We start from the raw sequence: 18,773 nt of genomic DNA on the forward strand, positions 1-18,773 counted from the left end.
TTTATGACTAATTACGTTGCAATTGATATTGGTGGAACTAATATCAAATATGGTTTAATTGACCAAGAGGGACAACTTGTAGAGACTAACGAAGTAGCGACTGAGGCTCACAAAGGTGGTCCACACATCTTACAGAAAACAAAAGATATCGTAGCTAGCTATCTAGAAAAAGGGCCAGTATCAGGTGTAGCCATTTCCTCGGCGGGAATGGTCGATCCTGATAAGGGTGAGATTTTCTACGCTGGTCCACAGATTCCAAATTATGCCGGAACCCAATTTAAAAAGGAAATTGAAGAAAGCTTTAACATTCCTTGTGAAATTGAAAATGATGTTAACTGTGCAGGGCTTGCTGAAGCTGTCTCTGGTTCAGGAAAGGGTGCAAATATTACCCTTTGCTTGACGGTTGGGACTGGTATCGGTGGTTGCTTGATCATAGATGGACAAGTTTTCCATGGCTTTAGTAATTCTGCCTGTGAGGTTGGTTATCTGCATATGCAGGATGGAGCTTTCCAGGATTTAGCGTCTACGACTGCTCTTGTTAAGTATGTAGCAGATGCGCATGGAGATGAAGTGGAACAGTGGAACGGTCGCAGAATTTTCAAAGAAGCTACCGAAGGCAATAAACTCTGTATGGAGGGAATTGACCGCATGGTAGAATACCTTGGTAAGGGTCTCGCTAATATTTGTTATGTTGCCAATCCAGAAGTTGTCATCCTTGGTGGTGGTATCATGGGACAGGAAGCTATTCTGAAACCTAAAATTCGTAAGGCTTTGAAAGATTCACTTGTTCCAAGTTTGGCAGACAAGACTCGACTTGAGTTTGCACATCATCAGAATACTGCTGGGATGCTAGGTGCATATTATCATTTTAAAACAAAACAATCCTAAATTGGCAAGGCCAATTTAGGATTTTTAAATAAAGGCAAATACTAACTTGCTTACTGATGGCAAGGTATCTTGCATTTTTGACTTCGATATAGTATATTTAAGTTAATTCAAATATATATCAGTAATACCAATAGATATGGACTAAAGGAGAGCAATCATTGACCTATAATCAACAAGAAAAATATAACAGTAAAGTAAGCTCCCCTGAGAATCAAGAAACAGAAATTATGGCCTTTGAACCACTTCCGAGCAAGGCTCAATTGGATTATCACAAGGAGGAATTGGCTGCCTTCATCCACTATGGTATGAACACCTATACTGATTCTGAGTGGGGGGATGGTCAAGAAAATCCTCAAAACTTCAATCCTACTAACCTTGATACAGATCAGTGGATTAAGACTTTGAAGGATGCTGGATTCAAACGAACCATTATGGTTGTAAAACACCATGATGGATTTGTAATCTATCCTTCTCAATATACAGACCATACGGTGGCTGCAAGTCCATGGAAAGATGGTAAGGGAGACCTTCTCGAAGAAATTTCTAAATCAGCGACTAAGTATGACATGAATATGGGTGTTTACCTATCACCATGGGATGCCAACCATCCAAAATACCACGTTGTAACTGAGAAAGAGTACAACGAATACTATCTCAACCAACTCAAGGAAATCCTTGGCAATCCTAAATACGGAAACAATGGTAAATTCATCGAAGTATGGATGGACGGTGCGCGTGGTAGTGGAGCTCAAAAAGTAACTTATACCTTTGATGAGTGGTTCAAGTACATCAAAGAAGCTGAAGGAGATATCGCTATCTTCTCTGCTCAACCGACAAGTGTCCGTTGGATCGGTAATGAACGTGGTATCGCCGGAGATCCAGTTTGGCATAAGGTCAAGAAAGCTAAAATCACTGATGATGTGAAGAATGAATATCTCAACCATGGAGATCCAGAAGGGGATATGTACTCAGTTGGTGAAGCAGACGTTTCTATCCGATCAGGTTGGTTCTACCATGACAATCAAGAACCAAAATCAATCAAAGATTTGATGGATATCTACTTCAAGTCTGTTGGTCGTGGAACGCCACTTCTCCTCAATATTCCACCTAATAAAGAAGGTAAATTCGCAGAAGCAGATGTGGCTCGCTTGCAAGAATTCCGAGCAACCTTGGATCAAATGTATGCAACTGACTTCGCTAAGGGTGCAACTGTAACTGCAAGCTCTACTCGTAAGAATCACTTGTATCAAGCAAGTCATTTGACAGATGATAAGGATGATACGAGCTGGGCACTAGCAAATGATGCTAAGACAGGTGAATTTACTGTCGATCTTGGACAAAAGAGACGTTTTGACGTAGTCGAACTCAAAGAAGATATCGCTAAGGGGCAACGTATCTCTGGCTTCAAGGTTGAAGTTGAACTCAATGGTCGTTGGGTTCCATATGGTGAAGGGTCAACTGTTGGTTATCGTCGTCTTATCCAAGGTCAACCAGTAGAGGCACAAAAGATTCGTGTAACCATTACTGGTGCACAAGCGACTCCAATTTTGACAAACTTCTCTGTTTATAAGACACCAAGCAGTATCGAGAAGACAGATGGTTACCCTCTAGGACTAGATTACCATTCAAATACAAGAGCTGATAAAGAGAATACAACTTGGTATGACGAATCTGAAGGCGTCCGCGGTACATCTATGTGGACTAACCAAAAAGATGCTAGCGTAACCTACCGCTTCACTGGAACAAAAGCATATGTAGTGTCTACAGTTGATCCAAACCACGGTGAAATGTCCGTTTACGTGGATGGTCAAAAGGTTGCAGACGTACAAACCAATAATGCAGCTCGTAAACGTAGCCAGATGGTTTATGAAACTGAAGACTTGGCTCCAGGTGAACATACCATCAAACTCGTTAACAAAACTGGTAAAGCTATTGCAACGGAAGGTATCTACACGCTCAACAATACTGGTAAAGGTATGTTTGAGATGAAAGAAACGACCTATGAAGTTCAAAAAGGTCAACCGGTTACTGTAACCATTAAACGTGTTGGTGGTAGCAAAGGAACAGCAACAGTACATGTCGTGACTGAACCAGGAACAGGAGTTCATGGTAAAGTGTACAAGGACACAACTGCTGACCTGACTTTCCAAGACGGTGAAACTGAGAAAACAATCACGATTCCAACTATCGACTTTACAGAGCAGGCTGATTCAATCTTTGACTTCAAAGTGAAAATGACTAGCGTTTCTGGCAATGCCCTTCTTGGATTTGCTTCAGAAGCTACTATTCGAGTGATGAAAGTAGACTTGCTTTCAAAAGAGAATTGAGTTTTAATACATTTGTTATAACCACATTTGAGTGATAAAAAAAATCCTAAATTGTTAAATCAATTTAGGATTTTCCATTTTTACGATTTCTACGATAACCATTGAGTTTTTTATTTTCCCAATAGCTATTAAAAATCTTTTCTTTGCTTTCACGATCGATTTCTAAGAAATAAGCATAAAGCAAGTCAATGACAAAGAGCATAGGAAGCTGAGCAGAGAGCCGTTGAATATAAGGAGATTGACCTTGATTTGCTACAAGTACAGTCTCAGTAAAATCCTGAGTCTCCTTGCTAAGCATACTGGTAAATAGAACAGTTTTTGCTCCCATGTCCTTAGCATCTAGTAGACTGTCGATGACGGAAGTAGTTGTTCCTGAAAGAGAAAAACCAAATACGAGACAGTTCTTATCCAAAATGCTTGTGGTCCAGGCGAAACCATCTGGATCTGTTAAGGCCTCACAGACTACACCTAGTCTCATGAAACGAAATTTCATCTCTCGAGCGACTAATCCAGAGCTTCCAGTTCCAAAGAAGTAGACGCGCTCAGCTTGTTCAATCATTTGAGCTACGCGTTCTAGTTGTTCTTCATCAATCAGTTCTCGAGACATTTCTCGGAGATTAGTATAGCTTCTCAAAACTCTTTGTGTCAAGGGATTCATATCTGGTTGTAAGAGAGGTAGGGTATCTTTTTGTTGTTGATATTTAAAGATAAACTCACGATAACCTTTGAATCCACATTTTTTTGCAAAACGTGTGAGAGCAGCTTGTGATATATGTAGTTTTTGGGTGACCTCTTGCGAAGACAAGTCGTCATGAATTGTTTCTACTTGTAAGAAATAACGGGCGATCACTTGCTCTAATTCCGTCATTTCCTCAAAATGAAGATTGATAATCGTAGAGATGTCTTGCTTGTTCATGTGACTCCTTAGTTGATAGTATAAGTGTAAAAAATCTAGAATTAGGATGATTATTTTTATTATATCACATCTATTTTTTTATACGTTGATATTTGATTAAAAAGCAAAACTCTTCCCTTTTTCCATAATTTTCTCCTCAAATTATGGTACAATGTAGAGTGAGATTTTGATTAGAAACGAGACTGATTTGTATGAGAAAATTTAATAGCCACTCGATTCCGATTCGGCTGAATTTATTGTTTGCAATCGTCATTCTATTGTTTTTGGCGATTATTGGACGCCTGCTCTATATGCAGGTTTTACACAAAGATTTTTATGAAAACAAACTAGTTTCAGCTAGCCAAACTCGTGTTACAACAGGGTCTGTGCGTGGTGAGATCTACGATGCAACAGGAAAACCACTGGTTGAAAACACTGTCAAACAAGTAGTTGCTTTCACACGTAGCAATAAGATGACAGCGACAGACTTGAAAGATATTTCCAATAAACTATTAAACTATGTATCGGTTACTTCTCCTGAGCTAACTGACCGTCAAATTGCTGACTACTACCTAGCTGATCCAGCTACCTATAAAAAGACGGTAGAAGGTCTTCCAAAGGATAAACGTTTTGATTCAGATGGTAATCTACTTTCAGAATCTGAGCTTTATAACAATGCTGCTGAGAGTGTTGCTTCCGAAAAAATGACCTATTCAGAGGATGAAAAGAAAGCCATTTATATCTTTAATCAGCTTAATGCTGTCGGGAATTTTGCAACTGGCAATATCCAGACAGATCCATTAGACGATACTCAGGTAGCAGTTATCGCTTCTGCCTCTAAGGAATTACCAGGGATTAGTATCTCAACTTCTTGGGATCGTAAGGTTTTAGATACATCACTTTCGTCAATTGTTGGTAGTGTTTCGAGTGAAAAATCTGGTCTTCCAGCTGAAGATGTTGATGAGTATCTTAAAAAAGGTTATTCCCTCAATGACCGTGTAGGAACTTCCTATATAGAAAAACAATACGAAGAAATCCTACAAGGGAAGCGCACTGTTAAAGAAATTCATCTTGACAAACATGGAGACATGGAAAGTGTTGAGAATATTGAGGAAGGTAGTAAGGGTAAAAACATCAAACTAACCATTGATTTGGCCTTCCAAGATAGCGTTGATGAGCTGTTGAAAAGTTATTTCAAATCAGAATTAGCGAACGGTGGAGCTAAATATTCAGAGGGTGTCTACGCAGTAGCACTTAATCCGAAGACGGGTGCTGTGTTAGCCTTATCAGGGATGAAACATAATGTGGATACTGGTGAGTTAACTCCGGATTCTCTTGGAACTGTGACCAATGTATTTGTTCCAGGATCTGTCGTTAAGGCAGCAACCATTAGTTCGGGTTGGGAAAACGGAGTTTTATCAGGCAACCAAACCCTAACAGACCAACCGATTGTGTTTCAGGGGTCTGCACCGATCAATTCTTGGTATACAGTTTCGACTGGTTCCTTCCCCATTACGGCCGTTGAAGCGTTAGAGTACTCGTCAAATACATATATGGTACAAACGGCACTTGGAATAATGGGGCAAACCTACAAGCCGAATATGTCGGTTGTAACTAATCAGCTAGACTCAGCTATGGGGAAACTACGTTCAACTTTCGGAGAATATGGTCTGGGTGTTTCTACTGGAATTGATTTACCTGATGAATCGATTGGATTTGTTCCTAAAGAATTTGATTTGGCCAATTACCTAAATAATGCTTTTGGTCAGTTTGACAACTATACACCTTTGCAGTTGGCCCAGTATGTTGCTACCATTGCTAATAACGGTGTCCGCCTAGCTCCACACATTGTTGAGGGAATCTATGATAATAACGATACAGGTGGACTTGGAGAATTAATCAAAGAAACAGAGACTAAAGAAATCAATCGAGTTAATATTTCAGAGTCAGACATAGCCCTCTTACAACAAGGGTTCTATCAGGTTTCTCACGGAACTAGCCCTCTTACAACAGGTCGTTCCTTCTCAAATGGGGCAACTGTTTCTATCAGTGGAAAAACAGGTACCGCCGAAAGTAACGTAGCAAATGGTCAAAAAGCTACCAACACCAATGCGGTTGCCTATGCTCCGTCTAATAATCCTCAGATTGCAGTTGCAGTGGTCTTCCCACATAACACCAATCTTACAAATGGTGTCGGACCTTCTATTGCTCGTGATATTATCAATTTATACAATAAACACCATCCAATGAATTAGAAAGGAAGCTATGCTCTATCCAACACCCATTGCTAAGTTAATTGACAGTTATTCTAAGCTTCCCGGTATCGGGATTAAGACAGCGACCCGATTGGCCTTTTACACGATTGGAATGCCTGATGATGACGTTAATGAATTTGCAAAAAATCTTCTTTCAGCTAAACGAGAATTAACTTATTGTTCCATCTGTGGACGTTTGACAGACGAGGATCCTTGTTCTATCTGTACAGACCCTAGTCGTGATCGGACAACTATCTTAGTTTTAGAGGATAGCAGAGATGTGGCAACTATGGAAAATATCCAAGAATACCACGGCCTTTACCATGTTTTGCATGGCTTGATTTCGCCAATGAATGGTATCAGCCCTGACGATATCAATCTTAAGAGCCTCATGACTCGTCTGATGGATAGTGAAGTTTCAGAGGTCATTGTTGCAACCAATGCGACAGCTGACGGCGAAGCGACTTCTATGTATCTATCTCGTTTGCTTAAACCAGCGGGTATTAAAGTTACTCGTCTAGCACGAGGGCTAGCAGTAGGAGCTGATATCGAATATGCAGATGAAGTAACTCTTCTTCGAGCTATTGAAAATCGGACAGAACTATAGACTCTAAGGGTAAAAAAGAAGCAAGTGCTTAGTAAAGTAAAAACAAGAGTGATGCTGGACCTAGTTTTGTTCCAGCCTCTTTTGTTTTTGAATATACAAGTTTAAAAAAATAGACAAATATGATATACTAAAGAGCAAGTATTCTAGTAGAAATAGGACATCCTTATGAAACAAACAATTATTCTATTATACGGCGGACGCAGTGCAGAACGCAAAGTGTCTGTATTGTCAGCGGAAAGTGTTATGCGTGCGGTTAACTATGATCGCTTCATGGTAAAAACTTTCTTCATTAGTCAGTCTGGTGACTTTATTAAAACACAAGAATTTACTCAAACTCCAAGTCAGGATGATCGTCTCATGACGAATGATAGCATTGATTGGGACAAGAAAATTACTCCAAGTGCTATTTACGAAGAAGGAGCAGTAGTCTTTCCAGTCCTTCATGGACCAATGGGAGAGGACGGCTCTGTCCAAGGTTTTCTAGAAGTCTTGAAAATGCCTTATGTTGGGTGTAACATCTTGTCATCAAGTCTGGCTATGGATAAAATCACTACCAAGCGTGTCTTAGAGTCTGCTGGAATCGCTCAAGTACCTTATGTAGCCATTGTTGAAGGGGATGACTTGTCTTCTAAGATTGCAGAAGTTGAAGAAAAATTAAGGTACCCAGTCTTTACTAAGCCATCCAATATGGGTTCTAGTGTAGGTATTTCTAAGTCTGAAAATCAAGAGGAACTTCGCCAAGCTTTAGAGCTTGCCTTCAAGTACGATAGTCGTGTTTTGGTGGAGCAAGGTGTAACTGCGTGTGAAATCGAAGTTGGACTTTTAGGAAACTATGATGTTAAGAGCACGCTACCTGGTGAAGTTGTCAAAGACGTAGCCTTCTATGACTATGATGCCAAATATATCGACAACAAGATTACCATGGATATCCCAGCTAAGATTAGCGATGATGTGGTATCGGTTATGCGCAAGAATGCCGAAACTGCCTTCCGTGCTATCGGTGGACTTGGATTGTCGCGTTGTGACTTCTTCTATACAGATAAAGGTGAGATTTTCCTAAATGAGCTAAATACGATGCCAGGCTTCACTCAATGGTCTATGTATCCTTTGCTTTGGGACAATATGGGAATTTCTTATCCAGAATTAATTGAACGTTTGGTTGATCTTGCTAAGGAAAGTTTTGACAAGCGTGAAGCGCACCTATTGTAAAGACAGACATAAGGGCGGGGAAGGACTCCTTGCCCCTTTTTAAAGGAGTAAATATGAAACTTACAATTCACGAAGTTGCGCGTCTTGTTGGTGCTAAGAATGATGTATCAGTCTATCCGGATAGTTCGCTAGTTAAGGCAGAATTTGATAGTCGATTGATTGCTGAGGGGGATTTGTTTATTCCTCTCAAGGGAGCGCGTGATGGTCATGACTTTATCGAGACGGCTTTTGAAAACGGTGCTGCTGTAACCCTGTCAGAGAAGGAAGTAGCAGATCATCCTTATATTTTAGTAGAGGATGTTTTGACAGCCTTTCAAGCTCTTGCAGCTTATTACCTTCAAAAGACAGGGGTAGATGTCTTTGCTGTTACAGGTTCAAATGGGAAGACAACGACCAAGGATATGTTGGCTCATTTACTTTCTACAAGCTACAAAACCTACAAAACGCAAGGAAATTACAATAACGAGATTGGACTGCCTTATACAGTTCTCCATATGCCGGATGATACTGAAAAGTTGGTCTTGGAAATGGGACAGGATCACTTGGGAGATATTCATCTTTTGTCTGAACTGGCTCATCCGAAAACAGCTATTGTGACTCTGGTCGGAGAGGCTCATTTGGCCTTCTTCAAGGATCGTTCTGAGATTGCCAAAGGTAAATTACAGATTGCTGATGGTATGGAGAAAGGTAGCTTGCTCTTGGCGCCATCTGATCCAATTGTAGAGGATTATCTACCTGCTGACCAAAAAGTAGTTCGTTTTGGTCCGGGTGCAGAACTCGAAATTACAGAATTGATTGAGCGTAAGGATAGCTTAACCTTCAAGGCTAATTTCTTGGAGCAAGCCCTTGATTTGCCAGTGACTGGTAAGTATAATGCGACCAATGCCATGATTGCATCTTATGTAGCTCTTCAAGAAGGAGTGACTGAGGAGCAGATTGGTCAAGCCTTCCAGGATCTAGAATTGACCCGCAATCGTACCGAGTGGAAAAAAGCATCCAACGGTGCAGATATCTTATCAGATGTTTACAATGCTAATCCAACAGCCATGAAATTGATTTTAGAAACTTTCTCTGCTATTCCCGCTAATGAAGGTGGCAAGAAAGTCGCAGTTCTGGCGGATATGAAAGAACTTGGAGACCAGTCTGTTCAACTCCATAATCAAATGATTTTGAGCCTTTCCCCAGATGTCCTTGATACCGTTATTTTCTACGGTGAAGATATCGCTGACTTGGCTCAATTAGCCAGTCAAATGTTCCCAATTGGTCATGTTTATTACTTTAAGAAAACAGCTGATGAAGACCAGTTTGAAGCCATGGTCAAGCAAGTTAAGGAGAGTCTTGGAGCTAAAGACCAGATTCTGCTTAAAGGTTCAAACTCTATGAATCTAGCTAAGCTAGTAGAAAGTTTAGAAAATGAGCGCAACTGATTTTGTCAAGGCTATACAGAGAATGTTGGCCATCACTGATACTGGTTTGACCTATACAAAGGACACTTTTGACCGTGAACGTTATGAGGATTTACGTCAGATTTTATCGAACGTATTGCAGGAGACTACGGATCTTAATCAAGAGGAATTGACTGCGATCTTAAAACCAACAGCTAGCTATGCAACTCCCTTGATGGATGTAAGGGCTTGGATTATTCAAGACCAGAAGATTTGTTTGGTTAGAGGACAAGGAGAGGATACTTGGGCATTACCTGGAGGCTTTGGTGAAGTAGGCTATTCCCCTAAGGAAAATATTCGAAAAGAAGTTCAGGAAGAAACAGGCTTTTTTGCAGAAGTAGGCTCTTTATTGGCTATTTTTGATACCAATCGCTTTCAAATGCAGAGTAAGCAGTATGCCAAGTTTGTATTTGATTGTCGACTATTGGATGGGGACTTTCAAGAAAATCAAGAAGTTGCTGAATTAGGATTTTTCGACATTTCGGCTCTCCCTCCCTTATCTGAAAAAAGAATAACTAAGGAACAAATGGATATTCTATGGCAAGTTTATCAGGGTGAGCGGAAACAATATGTTGATTAGAAGCTTTGTTTTATCTTAAGGCCACTAGCTTCTTTGGAACACAAAAATATTAGAAATAAATGTAAGCTATGATCTATAGAGATAAGTAAGAGAATGGCTTATATGAAAATGAGGAAAATTATATGAATGTTTGGGATGCTTTATTTACCACCCATCCGACGGAACCACCCCAATTTGGATTTACTTGGTACGCAAGCACATTTGCCTTACTGTTTTTGACAATTTATCTTGCTTATCGCTATCGTGATAATAAGGTTTGTCAACGATTATTCCAGATTATACAGGCAATACAGTTAATCTCGCTTTACAGCTGGTATTGGATCAATCAGTTCCCACTGTCAGAAAGCTTGCCTTTTTATCATTGTCGATTAGCCATGTTTGTAGTTCTACTACTGCCAGGTGTTTCAAAAACCAAACAGTATTTTGCTTTGCTTGGAACCTTCGGGACGATTGCAGCCTTTGTTTATCCAATACCAGACGCTTACTCTTTCCCACACATCGTTATTTTGTCCTTTATTTTCGGACATCTAGCCCTTCTTGGAAATTCCTTGATTTATCTTTTAAACAACTACGATGCTCGTCTGTTGGATTTCAAAGGTATTCTTATACTGACCTCTTTACTTAATGGTTTGATTTTTATAGTCAATTTATTGACGGGTGGAGATTACGGTTTTATGACAAAACCACCATTGGTGGGAGACCATGGTCTTGTGGTTAATTATATCATTGTCACTCTATTTTTGACTTGTGCTATTTTCCTCTTCTCTAAAGGTTTTCAAGTCCTCACTCAGGAGAAGGCAGAAAGAAGATTGAAAATCTGGCAGAAATAAAAAATATTTTCCCAACCGCTTGACTTTTATCTGAGAATTTTGATACAATAGTAGGCGGTATTGTTTACCCCATTTGTAAGGCCCCGGAACCTTTCAAATACCCCGCGGACCGGAACATCCGCCCTGTAAACAAAAACGATATTCATATAGGAGAAATCATGAACAAAACTACATTCATGGCTAAACCAGGCCAAGTAGAACGCAAATGGTACGTTGTTGACGCAACTGATGTACCTCTTGGACGCCTTTCAGCAGTTGTTGCTAGCGTACTTCGCGGAAAAAACAAACCAACATTTACACCACACACTGATACAGGTGACTTCGTAATCGTTATCAATGCTGAAAAAGTTAAATTGACTGGTAAAAAAGCAACTGATAAGATCTACTACACTCACTCAAACCACCCAGGTGGATTGAAACAAATCTCTGCTGGTGAACTTCGTTCTAAAAACGCAGTTCGTTTGATCGAGAAATCAGTTAAAGGTATGCTTCCACACAATACTCTTGGACGCGCTCAAGGTATGAAATTGAAAGTATTCGTTGGAGCTGAGCACACTCACGCTGCACAACAACCAGAAGTTCTTGATATTTCAGGACTTATCTAAGGAAAGGAACAATAAAGTATGTCACAAGCACAATATGCAGGTACTGGACGTCGTAAAAACGCTGTTGCACGCGTTCGCCTTGTTCCAGGAACTGGTAAAATCACTGTTAACAAAAAAGATGTTGAAGAGTACATCCCACACGCTGACCTTCGTCTTGTCATCAACCAACCATTTGCAGTTACTTCAACTGCAGGTTCATACGACGTTTTCGTTAACGTTGTAGGTGGTGGATACGCTGGTCAAGCAGGAGCTATCCGTCACGGTATCGCTCGTGCCCTTCTTCAAGTAGACCCAGACTTCCGCGATTCATTGAAACGCGCAGGACTTCTTACACGTGACTCACGTAAAGTTGAGCGTAAGAAACCAGGCTTGAAAAAAGCTCGTAAAGCATCACAATTTAGTAAACGTTAAAACTTATTTAAACTTATTGAAAGCATTTCGTATCAAAAATACGGGATGCTTTTTCTGTTCACCCCAAATTTTTGTAACTAGGTGATACTTGAAATTAATACAAATTTGGTTGTTTTTGATAAATCTAAGCAACACTACATGATGAAGTGAAAGGGGATGAATCTTTGATAGTATTCACTTATTGTGAAATATGATATATTTATTAATTAGATGGATGAATACTTCTAGAGTTAAATATAGTATAATAGGGACATACTTTTTGGTTTATTTTTGTTTGTAGTCGGATTATGAAAGAATATCCAATATTATGCGATAAGATAGAATGTTACAAAAAAGAAAGGGGATGCAATCCGATGAAGAAAGACAGATTAATTGTATTGACAGATGCTGTTCTAGCAATTATTATGACCATCTTGGTTTTAGAGTTAGAAAAACCAACAACACCAAGTCTTGAAGCTTTTTGGGATTTACGGCAAAATTTCTTTGCTTGTTTTCTTTCCTTTTTCTGGTTGGGATCGTTATGGATGGCACTAAACACATTATGGGAAAAGGTTGAGAAAATTTCCTCAGAAATTATTTGGTGGAATTTGTTTCTACTCTTGGAGCGGCAGGAGTTCTCTTTGGAGAATTTCATGCCATCCAAGATACCAGTCTGAATGATGTGGTGGACCGGATCTATATAAATGTCAAGGATTTACCGTTTCAGTCCTTGGGAGCTTTAGCTAATATCCTGTCTGATATTAAGAAGGGACTGATTCAAGACAGTCATATCTGGTCTTTCTTCCAGTCATTTTTCAAACAATATCAGTTGATAATCAGCTTAAATCAGATCTATCAGTTTGTCTATCTTTCTCTGATGGAGATCATGTCCTATCTTCACTTTGATTATTGGAAAAAAACGGCTCGGTCAGGAGCTAGTATGAATAAGGAGAACAAATGAAACGTTTAAAAATGTTATGGCATATTATGCAGGTTACGGGTTTTACTCGGTTTGCTCTGAGTTTTGTGACCTTTGTTTTTGGGTCAGGAGGCGTGCTTTTCCTAGTTGAACCTGCTATCACAAATTACGGAGACGGTCTTTGGTATGCTTTTGTGACTTCGACGACTGTCGGCTACGGGGATCTCCTAGCTGTGACCTTGATTGGAAGGATTACCAGTGTCTTCTTGACGATTTATGGGCTCATATTTTTTGGCTGTTTATCAGCTGTTATTTTTAATTATTATACCAATTTAAATAAGGAAAGAGGAGAGGACAAATGACTGCCAATTATTCAACACGGGAATACCGTGAGAAATTATACGATGACCTTCATGTTCGATTGAGAGATACAGCGATTTTGATGTGTGCAATTTTTATTGCCTCTATCGGACTAAATATGAATTCAACAGCTGTCATTATAGGAGCCATGTTGATTTCACCTCTCATGACACCGATTGTTGGACTGGGATTCGGTTTAGCTATTTTTGATACGCGTTTAATCAAGCAATCTCTAGAGGTTTTATTGACTCAAGTGTTGGTCAGTTTGCTTGTCTCGACTCTGTATTTCTGGATTTCTCCCTTGTCTTATGCAAGTAGCGAGTTGATTGCACGAACCTCTCCAACCATTTGGGATGTCCTCATTGCTATTGCTGGTGGGATTGCTGGTGTGATCGGTTCAAGGAAAAAAGAAGCAAACAATATCGTGCCAGGAGTAGCCATTGCTACAGCTCTGATGCCGCCTATCTGTACTGCTGGCTATGGTTTAGCTAATGGGAATGTACGATTTTTATTGGGGGCTCTCTATCTTTTCTTGATCAACTGTGTCTTTATCATGCTAGCCAACATTGTTGGAACAAGAATTTTGATGAGAAAATCTCCTTTAACTTCATTTAAAGAGCTGAGCATTAAAATGAGAATTGGCTTGATATCTTTGATTGTATTGTTGATTCTTCCAGCTAGCTATTCGGCAGTTACTCTGACAATAGAACAAGCGCGCAAAGAAGGGATCAAACAGTTTGTAGGCAAAGAGTTCGCCAATTATACGGTTATTAATCAAGTCTACAAGTCAAGTAACAATGAATTGGTCTTGACGGTTGTTGGAGATCCGATTTCAGAAGAAGAATTAGAAACACTCCACCAAAAACAAGCCTCTTACGGTATTCAATCTGTTCAATTGAAAGTGAATCAAGTTCAGAACTCGCCAACATTAGATAGTGAAGCGACCAAGGAATTTTATGAAAACATTGACAAGTATATTGATCAAAAACTCTCTGAAAAAGATTCACAAAACGATCTCGTAAAAGAAAATGAAGCAGACAAGGATTGAGGACAATGAACTGAATCGGTTTTTACGCCGTGTTTTTCTTGTATCTTCCTCTTTCTTACTTATAGCAGGTTGTTTTTGCTTGAATAAGAAATAAATTAGAAGTTCTATCATCTAAGAAAAATGATGAACAAAAAATCATTTAACTAATGGTGTGAACGTTTAGTGTTTATCAGCTCCATTCTCTGTAATTTTGGGGGTAAAATCCACACCATTCGGATAAAATTAGTTGAATTTGATTGGAAAAAAGCTTTTATAAAAGCGGAGAAAAGTCTTGATATTACGCTGTTTTTAGTCCAACTGAAATTCATACTTTCCAAACCAGGTCATACGATTTGTAAGTAAAAGAACAAATAAAAAAGAGGAGCTTCATACTAAAGTTCCTCTTCTTTTATATATCCGAATCAATATTCTTATTTCAAAAAAGGTAGTGAAAAAGGTAGTGATTCGGTTGATTTATATTGCAATATAGTGAAATTTAGAATTTTAAGAATCGCTTAAAATCAAGGTTTCTCACGTCTATTGACGTGTAGTGAATCCCTATCTCACCTTTGTAATTATCAAGTATTACAACCTATATTTCTTTTAATATTTTACCAAATAATTCTTCTAACTTCCCTAAGTCTCCATAGACAGTTCCGTCCATATAAAGGTTGTAAACTTCATCATCTTGTTCCACTCGTATTTGTGCAGAATACCCTTTTAATAGTGCTAAGGAACGAATAACTTCTCGTTGAGTTCGCCCATTTCCTTCTCTAAAGGGATGGAAATAATTAAGATTATCAAGAATTTTTGCTAAATGTTTAATGATTTCGTCTTTTGAGTTGGCAGTTTGATGATAGGAATGAATGAGATGATTTATATAAGTTTCTGCAGCATTAAACGACTGTATCGACATAAAAGGATTACCACTTTTAGAGATATTCACCTTGCGATATTGTCCTGACCAGGCATAAACGTCTTGAAACAAATAGTTATGAATGGCTAAAATATTACTCATGGAATAGACTTCAATGGCTTTCAAGCGCAAGTCTGCAAGTCTTTTAGTAACGAATAAGTGTTCATTTCGGTAGGCTTCTTCAATATTTGTAACATTTTGTTTGTTGATTAATACTGTGGAATTTGGATAGGTATATTGATGATTAGGGTCAATGTACTTATAGCCTTCGTATTGATTTTTAACCAATATTCAATTCCTTTCGTCTATTGACAACATAAGTTTTTAAATCAATCACATCTTGAACAGTAGGTTCATAATTTTCAATCATTGATGATCCAATAGCATACCAGACGGTATCGAAATCTGAAAAATTATCAAAGGGAATCCCTAAAATTGTTAATTCTTCTTTATTTACATCAAGAGTCATGGCACACCTCCTTATATAACGTTACCTTTATTATACCATAAAATCGGTATTTTTACCTAAAGGGATAGAGACTAAAAGATATATTATGTTTAATGTAGATTTATGATAAAATAGTTTTATTATAAAAAGAAATAACAGAGGTATAGCATGGAGCCATATATTACAGAAGCTTTAGTAAAAGCAGGGATTGAATTGGGAACTCTAACATTTAAGGGAACAACAACACTAGTGAATAGTAAAATTCAATCATTAAAGGAAGAACGTAACGCCGATAAATTACGAAATACTTATGATGAAATTGTAAATGAGTTACTTTCGGAACGAGAACAGGCAATCAGAATTGCTCAGGCATATAAAGAAGAATATGAAAAAGTACATATTGATGATAAAGATATTGAGTATTTGCACAACACTTTAGAACGGGTTATTTCTCTTCTATCTTCATTTACTAATGTTGAAGATGGGAAAGAAGATTCAATGAAACAATTGGTTGCTCTACTTAATAAGGATACTTTAAAGACTATGCAACTATTAGGATTTAATTACAAGGAGGCAATAGGAGAACCTTTAACAGAGGTTTGTTCAAATGCTATAAGAAATACATTAGGAAGTCTATCATCTAAGAAAAACGTACGTAACAAAAAATAATTGAATCAATGGTGTGAACTTTTTGGTAAAATCTAGCTCAATTCGTGTATTTTTAGTGTAAAATTCACACCATTCAAATGAAAGTTATTCAAATTAGATGAAATTGTTCTTTCTGAAAACGTGAGAAAACATTGATTTTAAGCGCATCTTGAAACGTGTTCAAATAGAAGTGTTTCCAAACCAGGCTTGAAAAAAGCTCGTAAAGCATCACAATTCTCAAAACGTTAATCAACACGATTATATCAACGTTTACAGACATTCAGGAGTTTACTCTTGGATGTCTTTTTTGTTTCAAAAAATTAAAGTTCACCCCAAAATTCACCCCATCAATTTTTTAAACTACGAAATGCAATATCGCCAACAGTCTGATTTACAGTATCCTTTGTGTTTACATAAGTCTTAGTTACTTCTTTATCACTGTGGGTTAAAGCTTCTGAAATAGCTTCGAGTGAAAGTCCTACTTGTTTTGCAAGTGTAGCTCCTGTGTGTCTTAATTTATGAGGGGATGCTGGTGCAAGTTCAGGGTGTCTTTTTCTCACTGATTTCATTCTATAATTTAGATAGTCAGTATGGAGACAACTGTTTACATTCCCTTTTGTATCAATATACGTAATTAATAGAAATTGAAACATATGTTTAATGTATTTGATATAGGAGATAAAAATTATTCAGGTTGAGTCATGGAACTTCAAAGCCAAAGATTTATACTTTATGGTATAATGAAGTAAAATAGTTTTATATAGCTAATTATGCAATATAGGTTTGGAAATGATTGAATGGATTGAGAAGTTGAGAGGATAATATGTTTGAAATTTATTGTGATGAAAGTAGACCAGAAGCCATTTATTCAAGGAAAGTTAAAAGTAACCATGAGAAATATATGGTTATAGGCGGGATTTGGATTGATAAAGAAGAGAGAAAAAAAGTAAAAAATAAGTTAGAGTTTTTGAAGAAAAAAAATAAAATTTCAGCGGAATTTAAGTGGACTAAAGTATCTCCATCAAAAATAGATTTTTATAAAGAAGTCGTCGAATATTTTTTTAGTAATCCTAAAATAAGATTTCGTTGTATTGTGGTTGATTCTGAAAAAATCGATATGGAACTTTTTCACGAATCTGATAGCGAACTAGGTTTTTACAAATTTTATTATCAATTATTGATTAAATGGATTGACGGGAACACTTCGTATCGTATTTATTTAGATGACAAAGCTAATAAACAAAATTCTCGATTATCAGATTTACAGTATTTTTTGAGTAAATCTTCTTTTGGTGATATTGATAGTGTTTTAGCCCTGCCGTCTTCAGATTCTGTTTTTATACAGCTAGCCGATTTATTAATAGGTGCGGTTAGTTCAGTATTCAATCAGTCTATTACTTCACCTGCTAAAAAAGAAATTGTTAGATTGATTGAGAATATTATAGATAACAAGATTGAACCAACAACATCATCGGAAAAGAAGTTTAACATATTTAAGATTATATTGAGATAAGTGGTGTTTATGTATTCGGAATTTTTAAACTTAGGTACAGAAGATAATTATAGACAACATTATTATGCGCATTATTGTTCTCATCCTATAACGACGCATTACGGGGTGAGAGTTTCATTTGATAGGGCTACTTTTGATCATGCTTTTTATGGAAGAACGAATCGTCGTCAGGGATTTAAAGATAGGTTTGATCTGGACAGAGCTAGGCGGATTAACTGGATTAAAAAAGTACTAGAAGATTCACAAATATCAATATTTCAAGGTTGGGATAGTGGGAAGAAATGCTATGATTCTAGGAGACGTGTTTCGTTAGTAACACCTGATGGGTATGTTGTTGTAATTCGTTTCACTAATAGAGAGCGAAATCTAGCTAAATTTGTTACAGCTTATGTGGTGGATGATATTAATGTATTGAATAAAATTAAAAATAGTCCTCGGATAATTTTTTGAGCAAAAAGTCTTGAATTAATTCTTGAGATAGTATATAATTGATATAGAGTGGTAGAAGTTTTCTACATTATTTGTCCTTCACCTAGTGTTTGGGATTTACAAAGGCTGCATACAATGAGCCCTAAATCAGTGTATAGATACCTGATAATTTAGTTATCAGGTTTTTCTTTTTATTATTTTAATAAATAGCGGATATATAAAAACAGGAATCATACTTTATTAACTCCTGTTTTAGTATATTTCATAATGGTGTGAACTTTTCGATAAAATCTAGCTCAATTCGTGTATTTTTAAGGTAAAATTCACACCATTCAATTGAAAGTTATTCAAATTAGATGAAATATTTCTTTCTGAAAACGTGGGGAAACATTGATATTTAGCATATATTGAAATTCATTCAAATACGAGATGTTCAAACCAGGTCTTAAGAAAGCTCGTAAAGCATCACAATTCTCAAAACG

19 protein-coding genes and 3 pseudogenes are annotated in these 18,773 nt (G+C 37.6%); 18 read left to right on the top strand and 4 right to left on the bottom strand.

The window, feature by feature from the left end; genetic code table 11:
- Positions 1–3: 3 nt before the first annotated feature.
- Positions 4–888, top strand: coding sequence for an ROK family protein (locus BQ2679_RS02545; RefSeq protein ID WP_075565855.1), 885 nt, complete (start codon positions 4–6; stop codon positions 886–888).
- Between the two features lie 209 nt (positions 889–1,097).
- Positions 1,098–3,215 (top strand): annotated as a pseudogene (locus BQ2679_RS02550) (alpha-L-fucosidase); the annotation flags it as partial.
- Positions 3,216–3,279: 64 nt separating this feature from the next.
- Here the strand turns inward: BQ2679_RS02550 and BQ2679_RS02555 are convergent.
- Positions 3,280–4,131, bottom strand: coding sequence for a MurR/RpiR family transcriptional regulator (locus BQ2679_RS02555; RefSeq protein ID WP_075565861.1), 852 nt, complete (start codon positions 4,129–4,131; stop codon positions 3,280–3,282).
- Positions 4,132–4,322: 191 nt separating this feature from the next.
- On the opposite strand from BQ2679_RS02555, the gene pbp2b reads away from it, so the two are divergent.
- The 12 genes from pbp2b (at position 4,323) to BQ2679_RS02615 (ending at position 14,358) form a co-directional block, all read left to right on the top strand.
- Positions 4,323–6,365: a penicillin-binding protein PBP2B gene (pbp2b, locus tag BQ2679_RS02560; RefSeq protein ID WP_075565863.1), complete on the top strand. Its 2,043-nt coding sequence runs from the start codon at positions 4,323–4,325 to the stop codon at positions 6,363–6,365.
- Positions 6,366–6,375: 10 nt separating this feature from the next.
- On the top strand, positions 6,376–6,972 hold the full coding sequence (gene recR / locus BQ2679_RS02565) for a recombination mediator RecR (RefSeq protein ID WP_075565869.1): 597 nt from the start codon (positions 6,376–6,378) through the stop codon (positions 6,970–6,972).
- Between the two features lie 165 nt (positions 6,973–7,137).
- The gene (locus BQ2679_RS02570; protein ID WP_075565871.1) at positions 7,138–8,181 is read left to right on the top strand and encodes a D-alanine--D-alanine ligase; all 1,044 of its coding nucleotides are present in this window, start codon (positions 7,138–7,140) and stop codon (positions 8,179–8,181) included.
- Between the two features lie 53 nt (positions 8,182–8,234).
- The gene (locus BQ2679_RS02575) at positions 8,235–9,608 is read left to right on the top strand and encodes a UDP-N-acetylmuramoyl-tripeptide--D-alanyl-D-alanine ligase (protein ID WP_075565874.1); all 1,374 of its coding nucleotides are present in this window, start codon (positions 8,235–8,237) and stop codon (positions 9,606–9,608) included.
- Positions 9,595–10,206 carry an NUDIX hydrolase gene (locus tag BQ2679_RS02580; protein WP_075565877.1) on the top strand — a complete coding sequence of 204 codons (612 nt, stop codon included), beginning with the start codon at positions 9,595–9,597 and terminating at the stop codon, positions 10,204–10,206. Before BQ2679_RS02575 ends, BQ2679_RS02580 begins: the two co-directional genes overlap by 14 nt.
- A gap of 122 nt (positions 10,207–10,328) precedes the next feature.
- Positions 10,329–11,036 carry a YwaF family protein gene (locus BQ2679_RS02585; RefSeq protein ID WP_075565879.1) on the top strand — a complete coding sequence of 236 codons (708 nt, stop codon included), beginning with the start codon at positions 10,329–10,331 and terminating at the stop codon, positions 11,034–11,036.
- Positions 11,037–11,194: 158 nt separating this feature from the next.
- Positions 11,195–11,641 carry a 50S ribosomal protein L13 gene (gene rplM, locus BQ2679_RS02590; RefSeq protein ID WP_001044624.1) on the top strand — a complete coding sequence of 149 codons (447 nt, stop codon included), beginning with the start codon at positions 11,195–11,197 and terminating at the stop codon, positions 11,639–11,641.
- 18 nt (positions 11,642–11,659) lie between these two features.
- Positions 11,660–12,052: a 30S ribosomal protein S9 gene (rpsI, locus tag BQ2679_RS02595; protein WP_002893764.1), complete on the top strand. Its 393-nt coding sequence runs from the start codon at positions 11,660–11,662 to the stop codon at positions 12,050–12,052.
- 353 nt (positions 12,053–12,405) lie between these two features.
- Entirely contained in the window at positions 12,406–12,708 is a 303-nt protein-coding gene (locus BQ2679_RS02600; protein WP_006151097.1) for a TMEM175 family protein, read from the top strand.
- A complete protein-coding gene (locus tag BQ2679_RS02605; RefSeq protein WP_000397555.1) occupies positions 12,633–12,992 on the top strand; it encodes a hypothetical protein in 360 nt (119 codons plus the stop codon). The genes BQ2679_RS02600 and BQ2679_RS02605 overlap by 76 nt, the downstream gene beginning before the upstream one ends.
- A complete protein-coding gene (locus tag BQ2679_RS02610) occupies positions 12,989–13,312 on the top strand; it encodes a potassium channel family protein (protein WP_000825751.1) in 324 nt (107 codons plus the stop codon). Before BQ2679_RS02605 ends, BQ2679_RS02610 begins: the two co-directional genes overlap by 4 nt.
- Positions 13,309–14,358 carry a DUF389 domain-containing protein gene (locus tag BQ2679_RS02615; RefSeq protein ID WP_000126416.1) on the top strand — a complete coding sequence of 350 codons (1,050 nt, stop codon included), beginning with the start codon at positions 13,309–13,311 and terminating at the stop codon, positions 14,356–14,358. Before BQ2679_RS02610 ends, BQ2679_RS02615 begins: the two co-directional genes overlap by 4 nt.
- A 571-nt stretch (positions 14,359–14,929) precedes the next feature.
- Here BQ2679_RS02615 and BQ2679_RS02625 read toward each other — a convergent pair.
- Together BQ2679_RS02625 and BQ2679_RS02630 are read right to left on the bottom strand one after the other, a co-directional pair.
- The gene (locus BQ2679_RS02625; RefSeq protein WP_000240415.1) at positions 14,930–15,541 is read right to left on the bottom strand and encodes a Fic/DOC family protein; all 612 of its coding nucleotides are present in this window, start codon (positions 15,539–15,541) and stop codon (positions 14,930–14,932) included.
- The gene (locus BQ2679_RS02630; protein WP_000171300.1) at positions 15,534–15,722 is read right to left on the bottom strand and encodes a hypothetical protein; all 189 of its coding nucleotides are present in this window, start codon (positions 15,720–15,722) and stop codon (positions 15,534–15,536) included. Before BQ2679_RS02630 ends, BQ2679_RS02625 begins: the two co-directional genes overlap by 8 nt.
- A 147-nt stretch (positions 15,723–15,869) precedes the next feature.
- Here BQ2679_RS02630 and BQ2679_RS02635 point away from each other — a divergent pair, with 147 nt between their 5' ends.
- Both BQ2679_RS02635 and rpsI (BQ2679_RS11190) read left to right on the top strand, forming a co-directional pair.
- Positions 15,870–16,370 carry a hypothetical protein gene (locus tag BQ2679_RS02635; protein ID WP_048775675.1) on the top strand — a complete coding sequence of 167 codons (501 nt, stop codon included), beginning with the start codon at positions 15,870–15,872 and terminating at the stop codon, positions 16,368–16,370.
- Between the two features lie 141 nt (positions 16,371–16,511).
- A pseudogene (rpsI, locus tag BQ2679_RS11190) lies at positions 16,512–16,598 on the top strand (30S ribosomal protein S9); the annotation flags it as partial.
- A 98-nt stretch (positions 16,599–16,696) separates the two neighbouring features.
- Here rpsI (BQ2679_RS11190) and BQ2679_RS02640 read toward each other — a convergent pair.
- A pseudogene (locus BQ2679_RS02640) lies at positions 16,697–16,987 on the bottom strand (tyrosine-type recombinase/integrase); the annotation flags it as partial.
- 185 nt (positions 16,988–17,172) lie between these two features.
- Between BQ2679_RS02640 and BQ2679_RS02645 the strand changes: the two are divergent.
- Both BQ2679_RS02645 and BQ2679_RS02650 read left to right on the top strand, forming a co-directional pair.
- Positions 17,173–17,862, top strand: coding sequence for a DUF3800 domain-containing protein (locus BQ2679_RS02645; protein WP_075565884.1), 690 nt, complete (start codon positions 17,173–17,175; stop codon positions 17,860–17,862).
- Between the two features lie 9 nt (positions 17,863–17,871).
- On the top strand, positions 17,872–18,312 hold the full coding sequence (locus BQ2679_RS02650; RefSeq protein WP_075565889.1) for a hypothetical protein: 441 nt from the start codon (positions 17,872–17,874) through the stop codon (positions 18,310–18,312).
- The last annotated feature ends 461 nt before the right edge of the window (positions 18,313–18,773 follow it).

Origin of the sequence: Streptococcus timonensis (genome assembly GCF_900095845.1) — a bacterium.
Classification (GTDB): domain Bacteria; phylum Bacillota; class Bacilli; order Lactobacillales; family Streptococcaceae; genus Streptococcus; species Streptococcus timonensis.

Excerpts from the sequence above, each read along its gene's own strand:
- BQ2679_RS02545 (WP_075565855.1), top strand. The coding sequence starts at position 4 with ATGACTAATTACGTTGCAATTGATATTGGTGGAACTAATATCAAATAT.
- BQ2679_RS02555 (WP_075565861.1), bottom strand. The coding sequence starts at position 4,131 with ATGAACAAGCAAGACATCTCTACGATTATCAATCTTCATTTTGAGGAA.
- pbp2b (WP_075565863.1), top strand. The coding sequence starts at position 4,323 with ATGAGAAAATTTAATAGCCACTCGATTCCGATTCGGCTGAATTTATTG.
- recR (WP_075565869.1), top strand. The coding sequence starts at position 6,376 with ATGCTCTATCCAACACCCATTGCTAAGTTAATTGACAGTTATTCTAAG.
- BQ2679_RS02570 (WP_075565871.1), top strand. The coding sequence starts at position 7,138 with ATGAAACAAACAATTATTCTATTATACGGCGGACGCAGTGCAGAACGC.
- BQ2679_RS02575 (WP_075565874.1), top strand. The coding sequence starts at position 8,235 with ATGAAACTTACAATTCACGAAGTTGCGCGTCTTGTTGGTGCTAAGAAT.
- BQ2679_RS02580 (WP_075565877.1), top strand. The coding sequence starts at position 9,595 with ATGAGCGCAACTGATTTTGTCAAGGCTATACAGAGAATGTTGGCCATC.
- BQ2679_RS02585 (WP_075565879.1), top strand. The coding sequence starts at position 10,329 with ATGAATGTTTGGGATGCTTTATTTACCACCCATCCGACGGAACCACCC.
- rplM (WP_001044624.1), top strand. The coding sequence starts at position 11,195 with ATGAACAAAACTACATTCATGGCTAAACCAGGCCAAGTAGAACGCAAA.
- rpsI (WP_002893764.1), top strand. The coding sequence starts at position 11,660 with ATGTCACAAGCACAATATGCAGGTACTGGACGTCGTAAAAACGCTGTT.
- BQ2679_RS02600 (WP_006151097.1), top strand. The coding sequence starts at position 12,406 with ATGAAGAAAGACAGATTAATTGTATTGACAGATGCTGTTCTAGCAATT.
- BQ2679_RS02610 (WP_000825751.1), top strand. The coding sequence starts at position 12,989 with ATGAAACGTTTAAAAATGTTATGGCATATTATGCAGGTTACGGGTTTT.
- BQ2679_RS02615 (WP_000126416.1), top strand. The coding sequence starts at position 13,309 with ATGACTGCCAATTATTCAACACGGGAATACCGTGAGAAATTATACGAT.
- BQ2679_RS02630 (WP_000171300.1), bottom strand. The coding sequence starts at position 15,722 with ATGACTCTTGATGTAAATAAAGAAGAATTAACAATTTTAGGGATTCCC.
- BQ2679_RS02635 (WP_048775675.1), top strand. The coding sequence starts at position 15,870 with ATGGAGCCATATATTACAGAAGCTTTAGTAAAAGCAGGGATTGAATTG.
- BQ2679_RS02645 (WP_075565884.1), top strand. The coding sequence starts at position 17,173 with ATGTTTGAAATTTATTGTGATGAAAGTAGACCAGAAGCCATTTATTCA.
- BQ2679_RS02650 (WP_075565889.1), top strand. The coding sequence starts at position 17,872 with ATGTATTCGGAATTTTTAAACTTAGGTACAGAAGATAATTATAGACAA.